This window comes from Rathayibacter sp. AY1C6, from assembly GCF_002931535.1.
Lineage (GTDB): Bacteria > Actinomycetota > Actinomycetes > Actinomycetales > Microbacteriaceae > Rathayibacter.
In genome coordinates, this window is sequence record NZ_PSWC01000021.1 from 23,976 (window position 1) to 40,450 (window position 16,475).

The following is a 16,475-nucleotide window of genomic DNA, read 5'->3' on the forward strand; positions in this document are numbered from 1 at the left end:
TGGGATCCGCAGGGACAGTCCGTTCAGCACACGGACGAGCCGCCCCCTCCTCCGCTCCCGTCGGCAGGGACAGCCCCAGCGCACAGACGAGGCGCCCCGCCCCCGCCTGGTCGGTTCCGACAACGCGCTTCCGCCTCCGCCCGGCGCCGTTTGTGCCCGGGCGACGGAACGTTTCCGCCGCGCCGCCGCGCGACCTACCGTGCGAGGACCGCCTCCGCTGCCGCGCCCGTCGGCGCACGACGCACCGGGAGCGGCCCGAACCGCAGACGGTCGAAGGGACACGAACACCATGGTCAGCACCGCTCCCCACCCCCGCTCCGCCGCCGACGCCGCCGACCGGGCGGCCACCGGACGCACGCGGGCCCGGCGCTCCCGCTCGGGCTCCATCGCGCCCACGCCGCCGGTGGACTCCCTCGGCTCCGAGGTCGACGCGCGCCTGGACGAGGACGGCGCCCCCGCCGTCGACGTCGCCGCCCTCGGCGAGACCCTGCTCGGCGCCTGGCGCGAGCAGCGCCTCGCCAGCCGCGCCCTGACCGCCCGCCCCGAGCTGCACCGCACCGACGGCCTCCCGATGAAGGAGCACCGCCTCCGCGTCTCGGAGCAGATGCGCGTGCTCGCGGCCGAGGGTGGCGTGCACCGCGCCTTCCCGGTCGACCTCGGCGGCGAGGCCGACCACGGCGGCAACATCGCCGGCTTCGAGGAGCTGGTCACCGCCGACCCGTCGCTGCAGATCAAGTCCGGCGTGCAGTGGGGGCTCTTCGGCGCCGCGGTCCTGCACCTGGGCACCCGCCCGCACCACGAGAAGTGGCTGCCGGGGATCATGAGCCTCGAGATCCCGGGCGCCTTCGCGATGACCGAGACCGGCCACGGCTCCGACGTCGCGTCGATCGCCACGACCGCCACCTACGAGGACGGCGAGTTCGTGCTGCGGACGCCGTTCCGCGCGGCCTGGAAGGACTACCTCGGCAACGCGGCGGTGGACGGGCGCGCGGCGGTCGTCTTCGCGCAGCTGGTCACCCTAGGGGTGAACCACGGCGTCCACGCCTTCTTCGTCCCGATCCGCGACGAGCAGGGCGCGTTCCTGCCCGGCGTCGGCGGGGAGGACGACGGCCTCAAGGGCGGTCTGAACGGGATCGACAACGGCCGCCTCCACTTCGACGGCGTCCGCGTCCCGCGCGAGAACCTGCTGAACCGCTACGGCGACGTCGCCGCCGACGGCACCTACTCCTCGCCGATCGCGAGCCCGGGCCGCCGCTTCTTCACCATGCTCGGCACGCTCGTGCAGGGCCGCGTCTCGCTCGACGGAGCCTCGGTCGCCGCGGCGAAGATCGCGCTGACGGTCGCCGTCACCTACGGCGATCAGCGCCGCCAGTTCACCGGCGGGGGCGAGCGGGAGGAGGTGCTGCTCGACTACCAGCGGCACCAGCGCCGCCTCCTGCCGCGCCTGGCCACCACCTACGCCGCCGCCTTCGCGCACGAGAAGCTGCTGACGGCGTTCGACGAGGTGTTCTCCGGCGCGAACGACACCGAGCAGTCGCGGCAGGACCTCGAGACCCTCGCCGCGGGGCTGAAGGCGCTCTCGACCTGGCACGCTCTCGACACGCTGCAGGAGGCGCGCGAGGCCTGCGGAGGCGCAGGCTTCCTCGCCGAGAACCGGCTCACGCAGCTGCGCGCCGACCTCGACGTCTACGCGACCTTCGAGGGCGACAACACCGTGCTCCTCCAGCTGGTCGCCAAGCGCCTGCTGACCGATGTCGGACGCCGCTTCAAGGGCGCCCAGCCCGCGGAGCTGGCGCGGTACGCCGCCTCGCAGGTCGCGGGGGCGACCGTCGACAACTCGGGTCTGCGCCGTCTGGCCCAGGTCGTCGCCGATCGCGGATCGACGGCCCGTTCGGTCGGCCAGCTGCGGGAGGACCAGCGCGAGCTGCTCACCGGCCGCGTCGAGAGCATGGTCGCGGGGATCGCCTCACGGCTGCGCCCGGCGTCGAAGCTGCCCTCCGACGAGGCGGCACGCCTGTTCAACGCGCACCAGAGCGAGCTCATCGAGGCGGCGCGCGCGCACGCCGAGCTGCTGCAGTGGGAGGCGTTCACGGAGGCGCTCGCCGGCGTCGAGGACGCGGGCACCCGCACCGTCCTCACCTGGCTCCGCGACCTGTTCGGCCTGGGCCTGATCGAGAAGCACCTCGACTGGTACCTCATCCACGGGCGCCTGTCGTCGCAGCGAGCGGTCGCGGTGACGTCCTACATCGACCGGCTGCTCGCCCGCATCCGCCCGCACGCCGCCGACCTGGTCGCGTCGTTCGGCTACGGGCCCGAGCACGTGCGCGCGGCGATCGCGACCGGCGCCGAGGCGGAGCGCCAGGAGGAGGCGCACGCCTGGTACGAGGCCGCCCGCGCCTCCGGCACCCTCCCCGCTCCGGAGAAGCGCCGCTGAGCCCCTCCTCGAGATGCCGCTCCGGTACGCGACACGTCGCGCGAGGCGTACCGGAGTGGCATCCCGTGGCGACAGGACGGGGAGGGGCGCGTCAGGACGCGAGGAACGCCAGCGCCTGGTCGCGCTCGGCGCGCAGCTCGAGCACGGACTCGTCGATCCGCGCGCGGGAGTGCGCATCGATCTCGAGCCCCTCGACGATCCGCCACTCGCCGTCGACGGAGCGGACCGGGAACGAGGAGATCAGCCCCTCCTCCACCCCGTAGGAGCCGTCCGACTCGACAGCGGCCGAGGTCCAGGATGTGCCGTCGACCCAGTCGCGCACGTGGTCGATCGCGGCGGAGGCGGCGGACGCGGCCGAGGAGGCGCCGCGGACCTCGATGATCTCGGCGCCGCGCTTGGCGACCCGCGGCTCGAACTCCGTGTGCAGCCACTCGGCGTCGAGCAGCTCGGGCACCGGCCGTCCGCCGACGGTGGCGTGCGTCGCGTCGGGGTACTGCGAGGCGGAGTGGTTGCCCCAGATCGCGACGCCCTCGATCGCGTCGACGGGGGCGTCGAGCTTCGCGGCGAGCTGCGCGAGCGCCCGGTTGTGGTCGAGGCGCGTCATCGCGGTGAAGCGGCCGGCGGGGATGTCCGGGGCGCTGCGCCGCGCGATCCAGGCGTTGGTGTTGGCCGGATTGCCGACGACCAGCACGCGGATGTCGGAGGCGGCGTGCGCGTTCAGCGCGGCGCCCTGGGGTCCGAAGATGCCCGCGTTCGCGGCGAGCAGGTCGGCGCGCTCCATGCCCGCGCTGCGCGGCCGGGCGCCCACGAGGAGGGCGACGCTCGCGCCGTCGAACGCGGCGGCCGGGTCGTCCGTCGCCTCGATCCCGCGGAGGAGGGGGAAGGCGCCGTCCTGCAGCTCGAGCGCCGTGCCCGCGGCCGCGCGGAGGCCGGAGGGGATCTCGAGCAGGTTCAGGCGGACGGGGACGTCCGGTCCGAGGAGCTGACCCGAGGCGATGCGGAACAGGAGCGCGTAGCCGATGGCGCCTCCCGCTCCCGTGACCGTGACCGTGACCGGAGTGCGCTGCTGGTTCATGCGCCGAGCGTATTCCCGCCGGCTGGGGGAGGGGGAGGAGTCAGCCGGACGGCGGGCCCTCGGCGGGAGGCGCCGTCGACCCGCGGAGCACGAGCTTGTTGCGCAGCCGCACGTGCGGCTCGGCCACGCTCCCGCCGTCGATCAGCGTCAGGAGCGCCCGGGCGGCCGCGCGCCCCACGCGGTGCAGCGGCTGCCTCACCGTCGTGAGCGCGGGGACCACCCGGGAGGCGTCGGGCACGTCGTCGTAGCCCACGACCGACAGCTGCCCCGGCACCGAGAGGCCCAGCGCCCGGGCCGCCTCGATCACGGCGATGGCGGAGGCGTCGTTCGCGGCGAGGACCGCCGTCGGGCGGTCGGGCAGCAGCAGCAGCTCGTGAGCGGCGACGAGGGAGGGGTCGTGCCGGTAGTAGCCGACCCGTACGAGCGCGGGGTCGTAGGGGAGGCCGGCGTCCGCGAGCGCCCGCTGGTAGCCGGCGCCGCGCCGGTGCGACGACTCCAGGTCGGGGCGGCCCGCGACGAAGCCGATGCGGCGGTGGCCGAGCCCGATCAGGTGGCTCGTCGCCAGCTGCGCTCCGCCGAAGTCGTCGGTCGCCACCGAGTGCAGCTCGGTCTGCGCGGTCAGCGGATCCACGACGACGAGCGGCAGGTTCGACGAGGGGATCACGCCGGAGGGAGTCACCAGGATCGCTCCCGCTACGTGCGCCTCGGTGAGGCGCCGCAGGGACTCCTGCTCCCAGCCCGCCCGGCCCCGGCGGCTCGCCCCGCTGCCGGCGAGGAGGTCGAACCGGGTCCCCCGGAGCGCCGTCGCCACTCCCTGGAGCACCTCCGTGCCGAACGGCTCGAAGTCGCCCAGGAGCACGCCGATGACGTCCGAGCGCTCCGCGCACTCCGTCGTCGCGACCTCCTGCTCGGCCTCCGCCGTCGCCGCCCCTGCGGACATCCTCGTCCCCTCCCGCCGTCCCCGCCCGGCCGCGGCGGAACGCGGTCATCGCCTCGCTGCGCTGCTCCGGACGGTTGAGAACACGTCCTTGCAATCGGGAATGTTCCCGGTAACATTGCCTCAAGACTAGCTGAGGGAAAGCTCAGCAGTCGAGAGAGACGAGTGTCGGGCAGCCTTTCTCCCCTCAGTGCTGAGGGGGTCGAGAGCTGGAGCTCGCGTGGCCAGGCTGTGGAAGCCGCCGCGCACGAGCCGTCCGCCGCTCTCCGCGCGTCCTGCGCTCCAGGCGCGGCCGAACGCCCCTCGGGCTGCGCCGCGCTCCGTCCTCTCGCGGCCTCGGGCCGCGCCACCACTCCGCGCCGTCCGGCGCTCGACCTGATCGGCGACGATGCCGATCGAGTGAGGAACACCATGTCCACGCGACGCACCCCCCGACCCCTCTGGCTCGTCCGCTCGGGCGCCGCTCTCGCCGGCTGCCTGCTCCTGTCCGGCGTCGCCGCCGCGGCTGCGGCCGCCGACACCGAGTACGGCTCCGACGACGTCGACGTGAACGTCAGCATCGAGGAGCTGGAGCAGCCCGGCGCCCTCTCGATGTCGATCGACGGCACCTCCGCCACGCTCGCCGAGGAGGGCTCCACCCCGATCGTGCGCGCGTTCACCGGGCAGCTGCCCGACGTGACCGTGACGGACACCCGGACCGTCGACGAGATCCCGGCCGGAGCCGGCTGGTACGTCCTCGGCTCGGCGAGCGCCTTCACCGGCGACGCGGACCAGGAGGACATCTCCTCCGACCACCTCGGCTGGACGCCCGTCCTCGTGGACGGCGGCGAGTCGGGCCTCGTGTCCGAGGGCGACCCGGTCGACACGATCCTCGACGAGGGCGCCGACGCCGTGGGCCTGTTCGACCAGGAGCTGCTCGCGCTGTCGCTCGACTCGCAGGAGACCGCGACGGACGGGTCCTGGACCGTGTCCGCGGGCCTCACCCTGAAGACCGAGGCCGACGTCGCCCCCGGCGACTACTCCTCCGTCCTGACGCTGTCGCTGTTCGAATGACCCCGATGCGCGCAGTCGCCTCCACGGCGATCGGCGCCCTCCTCGCAGCGGGCCTGCTCGCCTCCGGCGCGGCTCCGGCGACCGCGGCCGGCGCCTGGTCGCCGAAGGCCTCCTACACGTCGACGGACCGCGGCGACGGCACCTACTCCGTGCCGCTGCTGAACGCCGACGTGCCCGACGTCAGCGTCGAGCGCGTGCCCGCGTCCGAGAACGACGAGGGCCGCGACATCTACTACATGATCAGCACCACGATGCACCTCAGCCCGGGCGCCCCGATCATGAAGTCCTACGACCTCGTCAACTGGGAGATCGTCAACTACGTCTTCGACCGGCTCGAAATCGGCGACCGCTTCTCGCTCCGGAACGGGCAGAACTCCTACGGCAACGGCCAGTGGGCCTCGTCGCTCCGGTACCACGACGGCCGCTACTACGCGGTCTTCAACACCAACAACCTCGGCGGCTCCTACCTCTACTCGACCGACGACATCGAGGACGGCGCCTGGACCCGCACGGCCCTCGGCCGCGCCTTCCACGACCCGTCGCTCTTCTTCGACGACGCGGACGGCGGCACGCCGTACATCTTCTACGGCTCCGGATCCACCAGCGCCGTGAAGCTGAGCGAGGACCTGACGACCGTCGTCGCCGAGTACCCGAACATCCTCCGCACCTCGGATTACCCGGGGGCCGGCTACCTCGGCGGCCTCTTCGAGGGCGCGCAGGTGCAGTACATCGACGGGCAGTACTACATCGTCATCATCACCTGGCCCTCGGGCCAGGGCCGCCAGGTGGCGCTGTTCCGCTCGTCCGAGCTGCTGGGCCGCTACGCGACCGCCGACGGCAGCAACCCCTACGAGGGCAAGGGCGTGCTGAACTCCAGCGGGTTCGCCCAGGGGAGCCTCGTGCCGATCGCGAAGGAGGACGGCTCGACCGCCTGGCACGGCATGTTCTTCCGCGACAGCTTCCCGACCGGCCGCATCCCCGGGCTCATCCCGGCGACGTGGAAGGACGGCTGGCCGACGTTCGGGACGAACGGCTCGGTGCCGGTGGGCGGGAGCTTCCCGAAGCCGATCCGCCTCAGCCCCGAGGAGGAGCTGTTCGAGCGGCAGAAGAGCATCGTCGTCTCGGACGACTTCGACAACGACGCCCCGGCGAAGGCCTACCAGGACGAGTCGTGGACTATCCCGCCCGCGCCCGCCTACGACGCGTCGCTGCTCGGCGTGCAGCTGCTCCAGAACCCGGGAGCGGAGTCGGGGACGGCGCCGTGGGCAGGCCAGTTCGGCGCGACGCTGTCGGCCGACACGACCGACCCGGCGTCCGGCACCGCCGCGCTCCGCGTGGGCACCCGCACGCTCAACGGCTCAGGCCCGAGCCAGGTGCTCGCGAACAAGCTGCAGCGCGGCGTGACCTACACCGTGTCCGCGAAGGTGAAGTACACGACCGGCCCCGCGTCGGTCCGCTTCAACCTCTGCGCCGACTTCGGCGCGGGACCCGTGACGATGGCGTCCGCCGCCGTCACGCAGGGGCAGTGGACGACGATCACGGGGACCTACACGGTGCCCGAGACCGCGAACGTCGGCAGCGTGAAGTTCGCCGTCGAGACGCCGTGGGGCAACCCGCAGCCGGCGTCCTCGAGCACCGAGTACCTGCTCGACGACGTCTCGCTCGTCGGCGCCGCCCCCACCCTCGAGCGCCCGACGGCCGCCGAGATCCAGCCGAACGGCTCGACCCTCGCCCTCCCCTGGCAGTGGAACCACGCCCCCGACAACCGCTACTGGTCGCTGACCGAGCGCGAGGGCTGGCTCCGCCTCACCAACGGGAAGGTGCTCAGCGGAACGGCCGCGCACACGCGTCTCTCGGGCTCGCCCGAGATGACGTACCTGGAGGAGGCGCGCAACACGCTCTCCCAGCGCATCGTGGCTCCGAAGCAGTCGGCGGAGGCGGCGTTCGACGTCTCCGGGATGAAGGACGGCGACGTCGCCGGCCTCGCGGCCTACAACCGCGGCTTCTCCTACGTCGCGGTCAAGCGCGTGGACGGCGTCACCACCGTCGGCGTCGTGAACCGCAGCCAGCCGTTCGCGACCACGTTCGACCAGGCGGCCGTGGAGTCCTTCCTCCCCGGCACCACCGCCGCCCTCGGCGACGCCTCGCAGGTGCGCCTGAAGGCCGACCTCGAGCTCTCGGCCCCGGCCGGACAGCTCTGGACGACCTTCTCGTACAGCCTCGACGGGACGAGCTGGACGAAGCTCGGCAGCCGCGTCGGCCCGCAGACCCTCGACGGTCAGCTCACGCACTTCATGGGCCACCGCCTCGGGCTGTTCAGCTACGCGACGAAGACCGCCGGCGGCCACGTCGACGTCGACGAGTTCCTCCTGAGCGACACCCTCTCCTCGGAGGGGAAGGCGCTCGACCGCTCGCAGCTCGACGCGGCCGTCGCCCACGCGGCGACGCTCCGCTCCGACGACTACCCGGCCGACGCCTGGTCCGACCTCCAGTCGGTCCTCGCGAAGGCGCAGGCGGTCGGCACCGCGGGATCGCAGAACCAGATCGACGCTCCGGAGCGCGCGCTCAGCTACCAGCTGGCCCGCCTCGGGACGCTGAAGGAGGCGTCGCTCGACGTGACCGCCGCCGCCGCGACCCGCTGCATCGCCGGGAAGGTCGTCGTGACCGTGCGGGCGACCAACGCCGACGACGTGCCCGTCGCCCTCCGGATGGAGAGCGCCTCCGGCACGAAGACGGTCGCCGCGCTCGCACCCGGCGCCACGACGAGCCACGCCTTCACCACGCGGGCGGCCTCGGTCCCCGCCGCCGAGGTGGTCGTGACCGCGACCGCCACCCTCGACGGCGAGCCGGTGACGACCACGGTGAGAGCGCCCCACCCGGCCGCGTCCTGCGGCTGAGCACTCCGGGGGCGGCCCGCGCGGCCGCCCCCGCCCCCGAACGCGTCAGCGGCACCCGTCGCCGACGATCTCCTGCACGACACGATCAAGGAGGATCCGTGAGATCACCACAACGAGAAGCCGCTCCGAAGGGGCGGTTGCGGCTGAGGCTGCTGGCCACGGCCGCGCTGACCGCGCTCCTGGTGGCCCCCTTCGCCGCCCAGACCTCGTCCGCCGCTGAGGCGGAGCTCATCGTCAACGGCGGCTTCGAGAGCGGCATCAGCAGCTGGTTCGTCAACAACGGCAACGCCGCCGACGCCGGCACCATCGCGACGACCACGGATGCGCGCACCGGCACCGCCGCAGCGCTCGTCACCGGCCGCACGACCACCGGCGCGGGCGCCATGCAGGACCTCAGCGGCAAGGTCGTCGCCGGCCAGACCTACCAGGTCAAGGCGCAGATCAAGTACGAGAACGCCGCGAGCCCCGCGACCAAGCAGTTCTTCGCCACCATGCACTACGGCGGAGGCACCTACACGAACCTCGCGAGCGTCACCGCCACGAAGGGGCAGTGGGCGACGATCAACGGATCGTTCACCATCCCCGCCGGGCAGAGCGTCGCCACCGCGCGCCTCTTCTTCGAGACGCCGTGGACCGCGACTCCGTCTGCCGCGCCCGAGACGCACCTCATGGACTACAAGCTCGACGACGTCTCGCTGGTCGGAGCGGCGCCGCCCGCGCCCGCCTCGCGCACCATCGAGGTCGTGGGCAAGATCCCGGGCGACCACAACCCGCTCATGGGCTGGAAGTTCGGCGCCGACGGCTTCGGCTTCGTCGAGAACGGCCGCGTGTACATGTACATGACGAACGACACCCAGGGCTACGCTCCCAACCCCGCCACGGGCGTCTCGGCGGGCATCGACTACGGCAAGATCAACCAGATCACCGTGATCTCCTCGGACGACCTCGTCAACTGGACCGACCACGGCGAGATCCAGGTCGCCGGCTCCACCGGAGTCGCGCCCTACACCGGCAACTCGTGGGCTCCCGGCATGGCGAAGAAGACCGTGAACGGCGTCGACAAGTACTTCCTCTACTACGCCAACGGCGGCGGCTCCAGCAACGTGATCACCGGCGACTCACCGGTGGGCCCGTGGACCAGCCAGCGCACCTCCACGCTCATCAACGCGTCCACCCCGGGCGCCGAGGCGGTCGCGTGGAAGTTCGACCCGGCACCGCTCGTCGACGACGACGGCCAGGGCTACCTGTTCTTCGGAGGCGGACCCGCCTCGACCGCGCTCCCCGCGGCCGAGCGCTTCAACAACCCGAAGAACATCCGCGTGATCGAGCTCGGCGACGACATGATCTCGACCCAGGGCACTTCCGCTGTCGTGGACGCGCCCGTCGCATTCGAGGCGGCCCAGGTGTTCAAGCGCCAGGACAAGTACTACCTCTCGTACTCGTCCCACTTCGGCGGCAACGACTTCGGCGGCAACCAGACCCGCGAGCCCGGCTACCCGGGCGGCGGCGAGATCGGCTACATGATCTCGGACGACCCGATGTCCTGGCCCAAGGAGAACTACGCCGGCGTGATGTTCCCGAACCAGAGCCGCTTCTTCGGAGCCGGCACCGGCGGCAACAACCACCAGTCGGTCTTCGAGCTGGGCGGCAAGTACTACTTCACCTACCACGCGCCGACGCTCAACAAGCGGATCAACGGCGACACCACCCAGGGGTACCGCAGCCCGCACATCCAGGAGCTGCAGTTCAACGCCGACGGCACGGTGCAGCAGGTGGTCGGCGACTACAAGGGCGTCGACCAGGTGAAGGACTTCGATCCGTACCGCACCTTCCCGGCCGAGACCATCGGCTGGAGCAAGGGCATCGCGACGGCGCCGCTCGACACCCCCGCCGCGGGCGCGACGCAGAACCTCGTGCTGAAGGACCTCGACAACGGCGACTGGACCGCGCTGTCCGCCGTCGACTTCGGGGACACCGGAGCCGCGACGTTCACCGCGAAGGCCAAGGCGCTGCAGGCCGGCGGCACCGTCACCGTCCGCCTCGACTCCGAGACCGGGCCCGTCGCGGGCACCGTCGCGGTGAACGGGACGACCGGTGAGTGGACCGACGTCAGCGCCGCGCTGACCGGAGCGACGGGAGTGCACGACGTGTACTTCAGCTACTCCGGACCCTCGGGCGACCTGTTCGAGCTCGACACCTTCGCCTTCACCGAGGGCGAGCCGGCTCCGGCGCTCGACATCACGGCGAGCGCGGCGACCCGCTGCATCGCGGGCAAGGCGATCGTCACCGTCCAGGCGAGCAACGGCTCCGACGTCCCCGTCGGCGTGACCTTCACGTCGACGTCCGGCACGAAGTCGTTCACCTCGGTGGCGCCCGGCAAGACCGTGTCGCACGCCTTCACCACCCGTCAGGCGAACCTGCCCGCCGGTGCGGTGACCGTCGAGGCCACGGCCACGATGAACGGCGCCCCCGTCGAGACGGAGGTGAGCGCTCCGTACGCGGCGCGCCCGTGCTCGTAGCGCACGGCTGAACCACCGGGGAGCGCCCCCGGCCCTGCGGGGCCGGGGGCGCTCCTGCGCGTGCGGGGGAGATCTCGATACGCCTCCGGGGCTGCTCGATCAGCATGTTCGCCGTACTGCTGGTCGAGCAGCGGCGCCTCGAGACCCCAACTCGGTCAGCGGGCGTCGGCCAGGCGCATCGTTCCGCCGGCCTGGGCGGCGAAGGCGCGGGCGGTCGCCGCGATGGTGCGCTGCATGACCCGCGCCGCGGCGGTCGGCGCGAGGTCCGCCGGGCGCGCAAGGCTGATCGTCCGGGTCAGGGTGGGCTTCTCGAGCGTCGGCTCCTCGAGGCGGATCGAGCGCAGCCCCGGGCGCCCCTGCAGCACCATCGCCGGGACGACCGCGACGCCGAGGCCCCGCTCGGCGAAGCGCAGCACCGCGTCCATCTCGGCGCCCTCCAGCACCACGTCCGGCTCCAGGCCCGCGGCGGCGAACGCGGCGTCGGTCGTGCGGCGCAGGTCGTAGCTGGAGTTGAAGACGATCTGCGGGAGGCGGGCGACCGCCGCCAGGTCGAGCGCACCGGTCGCGGCGAGGGGAGGCTCCGCGGCGGAGGAGACCACGACGAGCTCCTCGACGAGCAGCGGCGTCACCGTGAAGGCGCCGGGAGCGGCCGCGGTCGAGGTCGTCACCAGCGCCAGGTCGAGCTCGCCCCGTGCCAGCCGGTCGAAGAGGCTCCGCGACCCGTCCTCGGCGAGGTGCAGCTCCACGGCGGGATGCGCGGAGTGGAACGCGTGCAGCACCTCCGCGACGAGGCTGATGCAGAGCGTCGGCGTCGCGCCGAACCGCACTCGGCCGCGCTCGAGTCCGGCCAGCTCGGCCAGCTCGCGGCGCACCGATCCGGCGTCGGCGAGCATGCGCCGGGCGAGCGGCAGCAGCAGCTCCCCGGCCGGTGTGAGGGTGCTGCCGGAACGCGCCCGGTGGAAGAGCTCGGAGCCGAGGTCCTGCTCCAGCGCGGCGATCCGGCGGCTCAGCGAGGGCTGCGCGAGATGCAGCTCCTCGGCGGCGCGGGTGAAGCTGCCGAGGCGGGCGACCTCGACGAATCCGGTCAGCTGCTCGAGATCCACATGCATACCCTATGCGCATGGCTGTGCCCAGCATTATGCATTGGAGTAATCGAAGCGCCGTGCCTAGCGTGGAAGCATGACCACTTCAGAGACCACCGCACCGGAGCGCCGGATCTCCACCTCCGTCCTCGTCATCGGCACCGGCGGATCGGGCCTGCGCGCCGCGATCGAGCTCGCCGAGGCGGGCGTCGACGTCCTCGCGCTCGGCAAGCGCTCGAAGTCGGACGCGCACACCTCCCTCGCTGCCGGCGGCATCAACGCCGCCCTCGCCACGATGGACCCCGACGACAGCTGGCAGCAGCACGCGGCCGATACCATCACCGAGTCCTACCAGCTCGCCAACCCGCACACTGTCGAGATCGTCACCTCCAACGCCGCCCGCGGCATCCAGGACCTCGAGCGCTACGGCATGCCGTTCGCCCGCGAGGACGACGGCCGCATCTCGCAGCGCTTCTTCGGCGCGCACACCTACCGCCGGACCGCCTTCGCGGGCGACTACACCGGCCTCGAGATCCAGCGCACGCTCGTCAACCGGGCCGCCCAGCTCGAGATCCCGATCCTGGACACCGTGTACGTCACGCGCATCCTTGTCAACGAGGACGGAGCAGTGTTCGGCGCCTACGGCTTCGACCTCGTCGACGGCACCCGCTACCTGATCCACGCGGATGCGGTGATCCTCGCCGCGGGCGGGCACAACCGCATCTGGCGCCGCACCTCCTCCCGCCGCGACGAGAACACGGGCGACTCGTTCCGCCTGGCCGTCGAGGCCGGCGGTCGCCTGCGCGACCCCGAGCTGGTCCAATTCCACCCGTCGGGCATCATCGAGCCCGAGAACGCGGCCGGCACGCTGATCTCCGAGGCCGCGCGCGGCGAGGGCGGCATCCTCCGCAACGGCCTCGGCGAGCGCTTCATGGGCAAGTACGACGCCGAGCGCCTCGAGCTCTCGACCCGCGACCGCGTCGCCCTCGCCTGCTACACCGAGATCAAGGAGGGTCGCGGCACGCCCAACGGCGGGGTCTGGCTCGACGTCTCGCATCTGCCGCGCGAGACGATCATGACCCGGCTGCCGCGGGTTTACCAGACGATGCTCGAGCTGCAGATGCTCGACATCACGAAGGACCCGATCGAGATCGCGCCCACGGCGCACTACTCGATGGGCGGGGTCTGGGTGCGCTCGGACGACCACAGCACCGACGTCCCCGGGCTCTACGCGATCGGAGAGGCCTCCAGCGGACTGCACGGCGCCAACCGCCTCGGCGGCAACTCGCTGATCGAGCTGCTGGTGTTCGGCCGGATCGTCGGGCAGGCGGCGGCGGAGTACTCCGCCTCACTGACCGCCCAGACGCGCTCGGCCGCGTCCGTCCAGGTCGCCCGCGACGAGATCGCCGGCCTGCTCGCGGCCGACGGCACCGAGAACGTCCGCGCTCTGCAGCGCGCGATCCGCAACACGATGACCGAGCACGCTGGAGTCGTCCGCGACGAGGAGGGCCTGCTCGCCGGGCTCGCCGAGCTGGACGCGATCGAGGCGCGCATCGCCGACATCGGCGTGCACCCGGACATCGCCGGCTTCCAGGACCTCGCCCACGCCTTCGACCTCAAGTCGGCCGCGATGGCCGCGCGGGCCACCCTCGAGGCAGCGCTCGAGCGCCGGGAGAGCCGCGGCTGCCACAACCGCAGCGACTACCCGGACATCGACCCGGCCCTCCAGGTGAACCTCGTCTGGTCGCCCTCCGCGGGGATCACGCGCGAGGAGATCCCCGCGGTGCCGGAGGAGATCCAGGCGCTGATCAGCGGCGAGGTCGCCACCGCGGGCAAGCTGCTCGAGTAGCCGGAACCGCGACGGCACGACGCCGGTCGCCCTCACCGCCTGCTCGCCGGGCACCACCGGCGCCCAGGCGCCCCCCGGGATCCTCCTGGGGACCACGGACAAGGTCACCGCCCTGGATCCCGCCGGCTCCTGGGACCTCGGCTCGGCGACGCTGCAGAACCAGGTCTTCTCCTGGCTGCTGACCTCCGCCCCCGGATCGACGGATCCCGTGCCGGACCTCGCGGCCTCGGCCGAGTTCACCGACCCCACCCACTACCGCGTCGCCCTGCGCGAGGACGCCGCCTTCGCCAACGGCAATCCGCTCACCGCCTCGGACGTGGTCTTCACCTTCGAGCGCCAGGTGGCGATCGCCGCTCCGAACGGCCCCTCGTCGCTGCTCTCGGACATGGTCTCGGTCCAGGCGGAGGACGACTCCACCGTCGTCTTCACACTGGCCACCCCGGACAACGCCCTCTGGCCCCAGATCCTCACCAGCCCCGCCGCCGCGATCGTCGACGAGGACGTCTTCTCGGCCGACTCCCTCACCACCGACGACGACATCGTCGCCGGCGACGCCTTCAGCGGGCAGTACTCCATCACGAGCTACACGCTGAACTCGCTCGTGCAGCTCACCCGCAACGACTCCTACGACGGCCTCCTCGGCGCCGCCGCCAACGAGTCCGTGATCGTCCGCTACTAGGCGGACGAGAGCAACCTCAAGCTCGACATCCAGCGCGGCGAGATCGCGGTCGCCTACCGCACGCTGAACGCGACCGACACGGAGGACCTCCGCGGCGAGGAGGGCCTGACGGTGCACTCCGGTCCCGGTGCCGAGATGCGCTTCCTGGTCTTCAACCCCGAGACCATGCCCTACGGCTCCGCGACCTCCGAGGCCGACGCCGACAAGGCGCTCGCCGTCCGCACCGCCGTCGCCGACCTGATCGACCGCGACGAGCTGTCGGACCAGGTCTACAAGGGCACCTACGCGCCGGTCTACTCGATCGTCCCCAGCGCCCTGACCGGATCGACGCCGGCGTACGAGCAGGCCTTCGGCGACGGGAGCGGCGGTCCCAGCGCGGACGAGGCCGCCGCCGCGCTCCAGTCCGCCGGGATCACCGGTCCCGTCGATCTCAAGCTGCAGTACAACACCGACCATTACGGCTCCAGCACCTCGGACGAGTACGCGCTCATCAAGAACCAGCTCGAGCGCAGCGGGCTGTTCACGGTCGACCTTCAGTCGACGGAGTGGACGCGGTACGTGAAGGAGAAGTCGACCTCCTACCCGCTCTACCAGCAGGGCTGGTTCGCGGACTACCCGGACTCGGACAACTACCTGAACCTGCTCTACGGCACCGACGAGGCCCCCTCCATCCTCGGCGCCGCCGTGAAGGACGACGCCTACAACGAGGTCGTGCTGCGCGAGCGGAGCCTGGCCCCCGGCGACGAGCGCACCGCGGCGATCGAGGAGGCGCAGCGCCTCGCGGCGGAGAAGGCGATCACCGTGCCGCTCCTCGAGGGCACGGAGACCGTCATCGCCTCCTCCACGATCTCGGGCATCGACGACACGCTCGACGGCTCCGGCCGGTTCCGCTTCGGGCTGCTCCGGAGCGAGTGATCGGGACGCGCTGATCGGCCGGACGGGCCGCGGCGCCGCAGAGGGGGAGACCCTCGGCGGCAGCCGCGGCCCGTCCGTGCGTCCGGGGGCGGCTCTGCGAGGACGGCTCTGCGAGGACGGGGCACCCGGATCGATCAGCGCGCCAGCGCCGCCAGCTCCGCCCGGGTGCGGGCCCCGGCCTTGCGCAGCAGGTTCGACACGTGGAACTTCACGGTGTTGCCGCTGATGCCGAGGTCGTCCGCGATCCGCTGGTTCGAGGCGCCGAGCGTGATCAGGTTCAGCACCTCCCGCTCGCGGGCGCTGAGCTCGGCGAGGTCGAGCCCGTCGGGCTGCGCCGGCGGATCGAGGGGGAGGCGGATCGACAGGGTCGACCCCCAGCCCGCGGTCGACGCGACCGAGAGCTCCCCGTCGAGCCCGCGGACGCGCTCGGCGATCGGGCGCAGGGCGTCGTCGCGGGTCGTCAGCTCGCCCTGGCCGTCGTCGCGGATCTCGATGAGCAGGTTGAGCCCGTCGCAGTCCCACTGGATCCGCACCCGGCGCGTCTGCTCCGACTCCACGAAGGCCAGCACGGCGCTCCGCACGATCGCGCGGGCGGCGTGCGCCACCTCGCCGGGGAGGGCGCGCCCGGTGGCGGGCGGCTCGACGAACTGCACGTCGAGGTCGCCGAAGCGCACGAGCGGACGCAGGTCGCTCCGGAGCCGCGCGAACGCGCCCACGACGGGCTCCAGCATCGCGCTGCGCTGCTCGTCCGAGGCGGTGCGCAGCTCGACCAGGGCGTTCGCGGCGATGTCGATCGCGACGGTGCGGGCCGCACGGTCGTCGAGGCGCTCGGCGCGCAGGGCGGCGAGCACCGACTCCAGCGCCACCGCGTGCCGGTCGGCCTGCTCGGCCACCGTGCGGGCGTGCTGCTGCAGCAGGGTGCGGGAGGCGGGGGACTCGGCGGGATCCATCCCCCGAACCTACCCGTCCTACCCGCGAGCGGCACCGCCCACCCGATCGGGTAGGTAGTCCTCCTCGATCAGGTGGCGCGCGGAT

General features: G+C 72.5%; 9 protein-coding genes and 1 pseudogene. 6 read left to right on the forward strand and 4 right to left on the reverse strand.

Going from position 1 to position 16,475, the window contains the following annotated elements:
- Positions 1-289: 289 nt before the first annotated feature.
- Positions 290-2,434, forward strand: a complete 2,145-nt coding sequence (locus tag C5D36_RS12785; RefSeq protein ID WP_104295984.1) for an acyl-CoA dehydrogenase — start codon at positions 290-292, stop codon at positions 2,432-2,434.
- A gap of 91 nt (positions 2,435-2,525) precedes the next feature.
- Here the strand turns inward: C5D36_RS12785 and C5D36_RS12790 are convergent, their stop codons facing one another.
- Entirely contained in the window at positions 2,526-3,509 is a 984-nt protein-coding gene (locus C5D36_RS12790; RefSeq protein ID WP_104295985.1) for a malate dehydrogenase, read from the reverse strand.
- 40 nt (positions 3,510-3,549) lie between these two features.
- Entirely contained in the window at positions 3,550-4,449 is a 900-nt protein-coding gene (locus C5D36_RS12795; protein WP_104295986.1) for a substrate-binding domain-containing protein, read from the reverse strand.
- A 408-nt stretch (positions 4,450-4,857) separates the two neighbouring features.
- On the opposite strand from C5D36_RS12795, the gene C5D36_RS12800 reads away from it, so the two are divergent.
- From C5D36_RS12800 to C5D36_RS12810, 3 genes are all read left to right on the forward strand, one after another.
- On the forward strand, positions 4,858-5,499 hold the full coding sequence (locus C5D36_RS12800) for a hypothetical protein (protein ID WP_104296000.1): 642 nt from the start codon (positions 4,858-4,860) through the stop codon (positions 5,497-5,499).
- A gap of 5 nt (positions 5,500-5,504) precedes the next feature.
- Positions 5,505-8,396 carry a family 43 glycosylhydrolase gene (locus C5D36_RS12805; protein WP_258062940.1) on the forward strand — a complete coding sequence of 964 codons (2,892 nt, stop codon included), beginning with the start codon at positions 5,505-5,507 and terminating at the stop codon, positions 8,394-8,396.
- A 98-nt stretch (positions 8,397-8,494) separates the two neighbouring features.
- The gene (locus C5D36_RS12810; RefSeq protein WP_219812600.1) at positions 8,495-10,915 is read left to right on the forward strand and encodes a family 43 glycosylhydrolase; all 2,421 of its coding nucleotides are present in this window, start codon (positions 8,495-8,497) and stop codon (positions 10,913-10,915) included.
- Positions 10,916-11,070: 155 nt separating this feature from the next.
- On the opposite strand, the gene C5D36_RS12815 is transcribed toward C5D36_RS12810, so the two are convergent.
- On the reverse strand, positions 11,071-12,024 hold the full coding sequence (locus tag C5D36_RS12815) for a LysR family transcriptional regulator (RefSeq protein ID WP_104295989.1): 954 nt from the start codon (positions 12,022-12,024) through the stop codon (positions 11,071-11,073).
- A 70-nt stretch (positions 12,025-12,094) separates the two neighbouring features.
- Between C5D36_RS12815 and C5D36_RS12820 the strand changes: the two genes are divergently transcribed.
- Complete coding sequence (locus tag C5D36_RS12820) at positions 12,095-13,846, forward strand: L-aspartate oxidase (RefSeq protein WP_104233661.1); 1,752 nt, start codon at positions 12,095-12,097, stop codon at positions 13,844-13,846.
- 208 nt (positions 13,847-14,054) lie between these two features.
- Positions 14,055-15,440, forward strand: a pseudogene (locus C5D36_RS17210) (ABC transporter substrate-binding protein).
- 134 nt (positions 15,441-15,574) lie between these two features.
- On the opposite strand, the gene C5D36_RS12835 reads toward C5D36_RS17210, so the two are convergent.
- Positions 15,575-16,390, reverse strand: coding sequence for a LuxR C-terminal-related transcriptional regulator (locus C5D36_RS12835; RefSeq protein WP_104295992.1), 816 nt, complete (start codon positions 16,388-16,390; stop codon positions 15,575-15,577).
- Positions 16,391-16,475: the final 85 nt, after the last annotated feature.

Excerpts from the sequence above, each read along its gene's own strand:
- C5D36_RS12785 (WP_104295984.1), top strand. The coding sequence starts at position 290 with ATGGTCAGCACCGCTCCCCACCCCCGCTCCGCCGCCGACGCCGCCGAC.
- C5D36_RS12790 (WP_104295985.1), bottom strand. The coding sequence starts at position 3,509 with ATGAACCAGCAGCGCACTCCGGTCACGGTCACGGTCACGGGAGCGGGA.
- C5D36_RS12795 (WP_104295986.1), bottom strand. The coding sequence starts at position 4,449 with ATGTCCGCAGGGGCGGCGACGGCGGAGGCCGAGCAGGAGGTCGCGACG.
- C5D36_RS12800 (WP_104296000.1), top strand. The coding sequence starts at position 4,858 with ATGTCCACGCGACGCACCCCCCGACCCCTCTGGCTCGTCCGCTCGGGC.
- C5D36_RS12805 (WP_258062940.1), top strand. The coding sequence starts at position 5,505 with ATGCGCGCAGTCGCCTCCACGGCGATCGGCGCCCTCCTCGCAGCGGGC.
- C5D36_RS12815 (WP_104295989.1), bottom strand. The coding sequence starts at position 12,024 with ATGCATGTGGATCTCGAGCAGCTGACCGGATTCGTCGAGGTCGCCCGC.
- C5D36_RS12820 (WP_104233661.1), top strand. The coding sequence starts at position 12,095 with ATGACCACTTCAGAGACCACCGCACCGGAGCGCCGGATCTCCACCTCC.
- C5D36_RS12835 (WP_104295992.1), bottom strand. The coding sequence starts at position 16,390 with ATGGATCCCGCCGAGTCCCCCGCCTCCCGCACCCTGCTGCAGCAGCAC.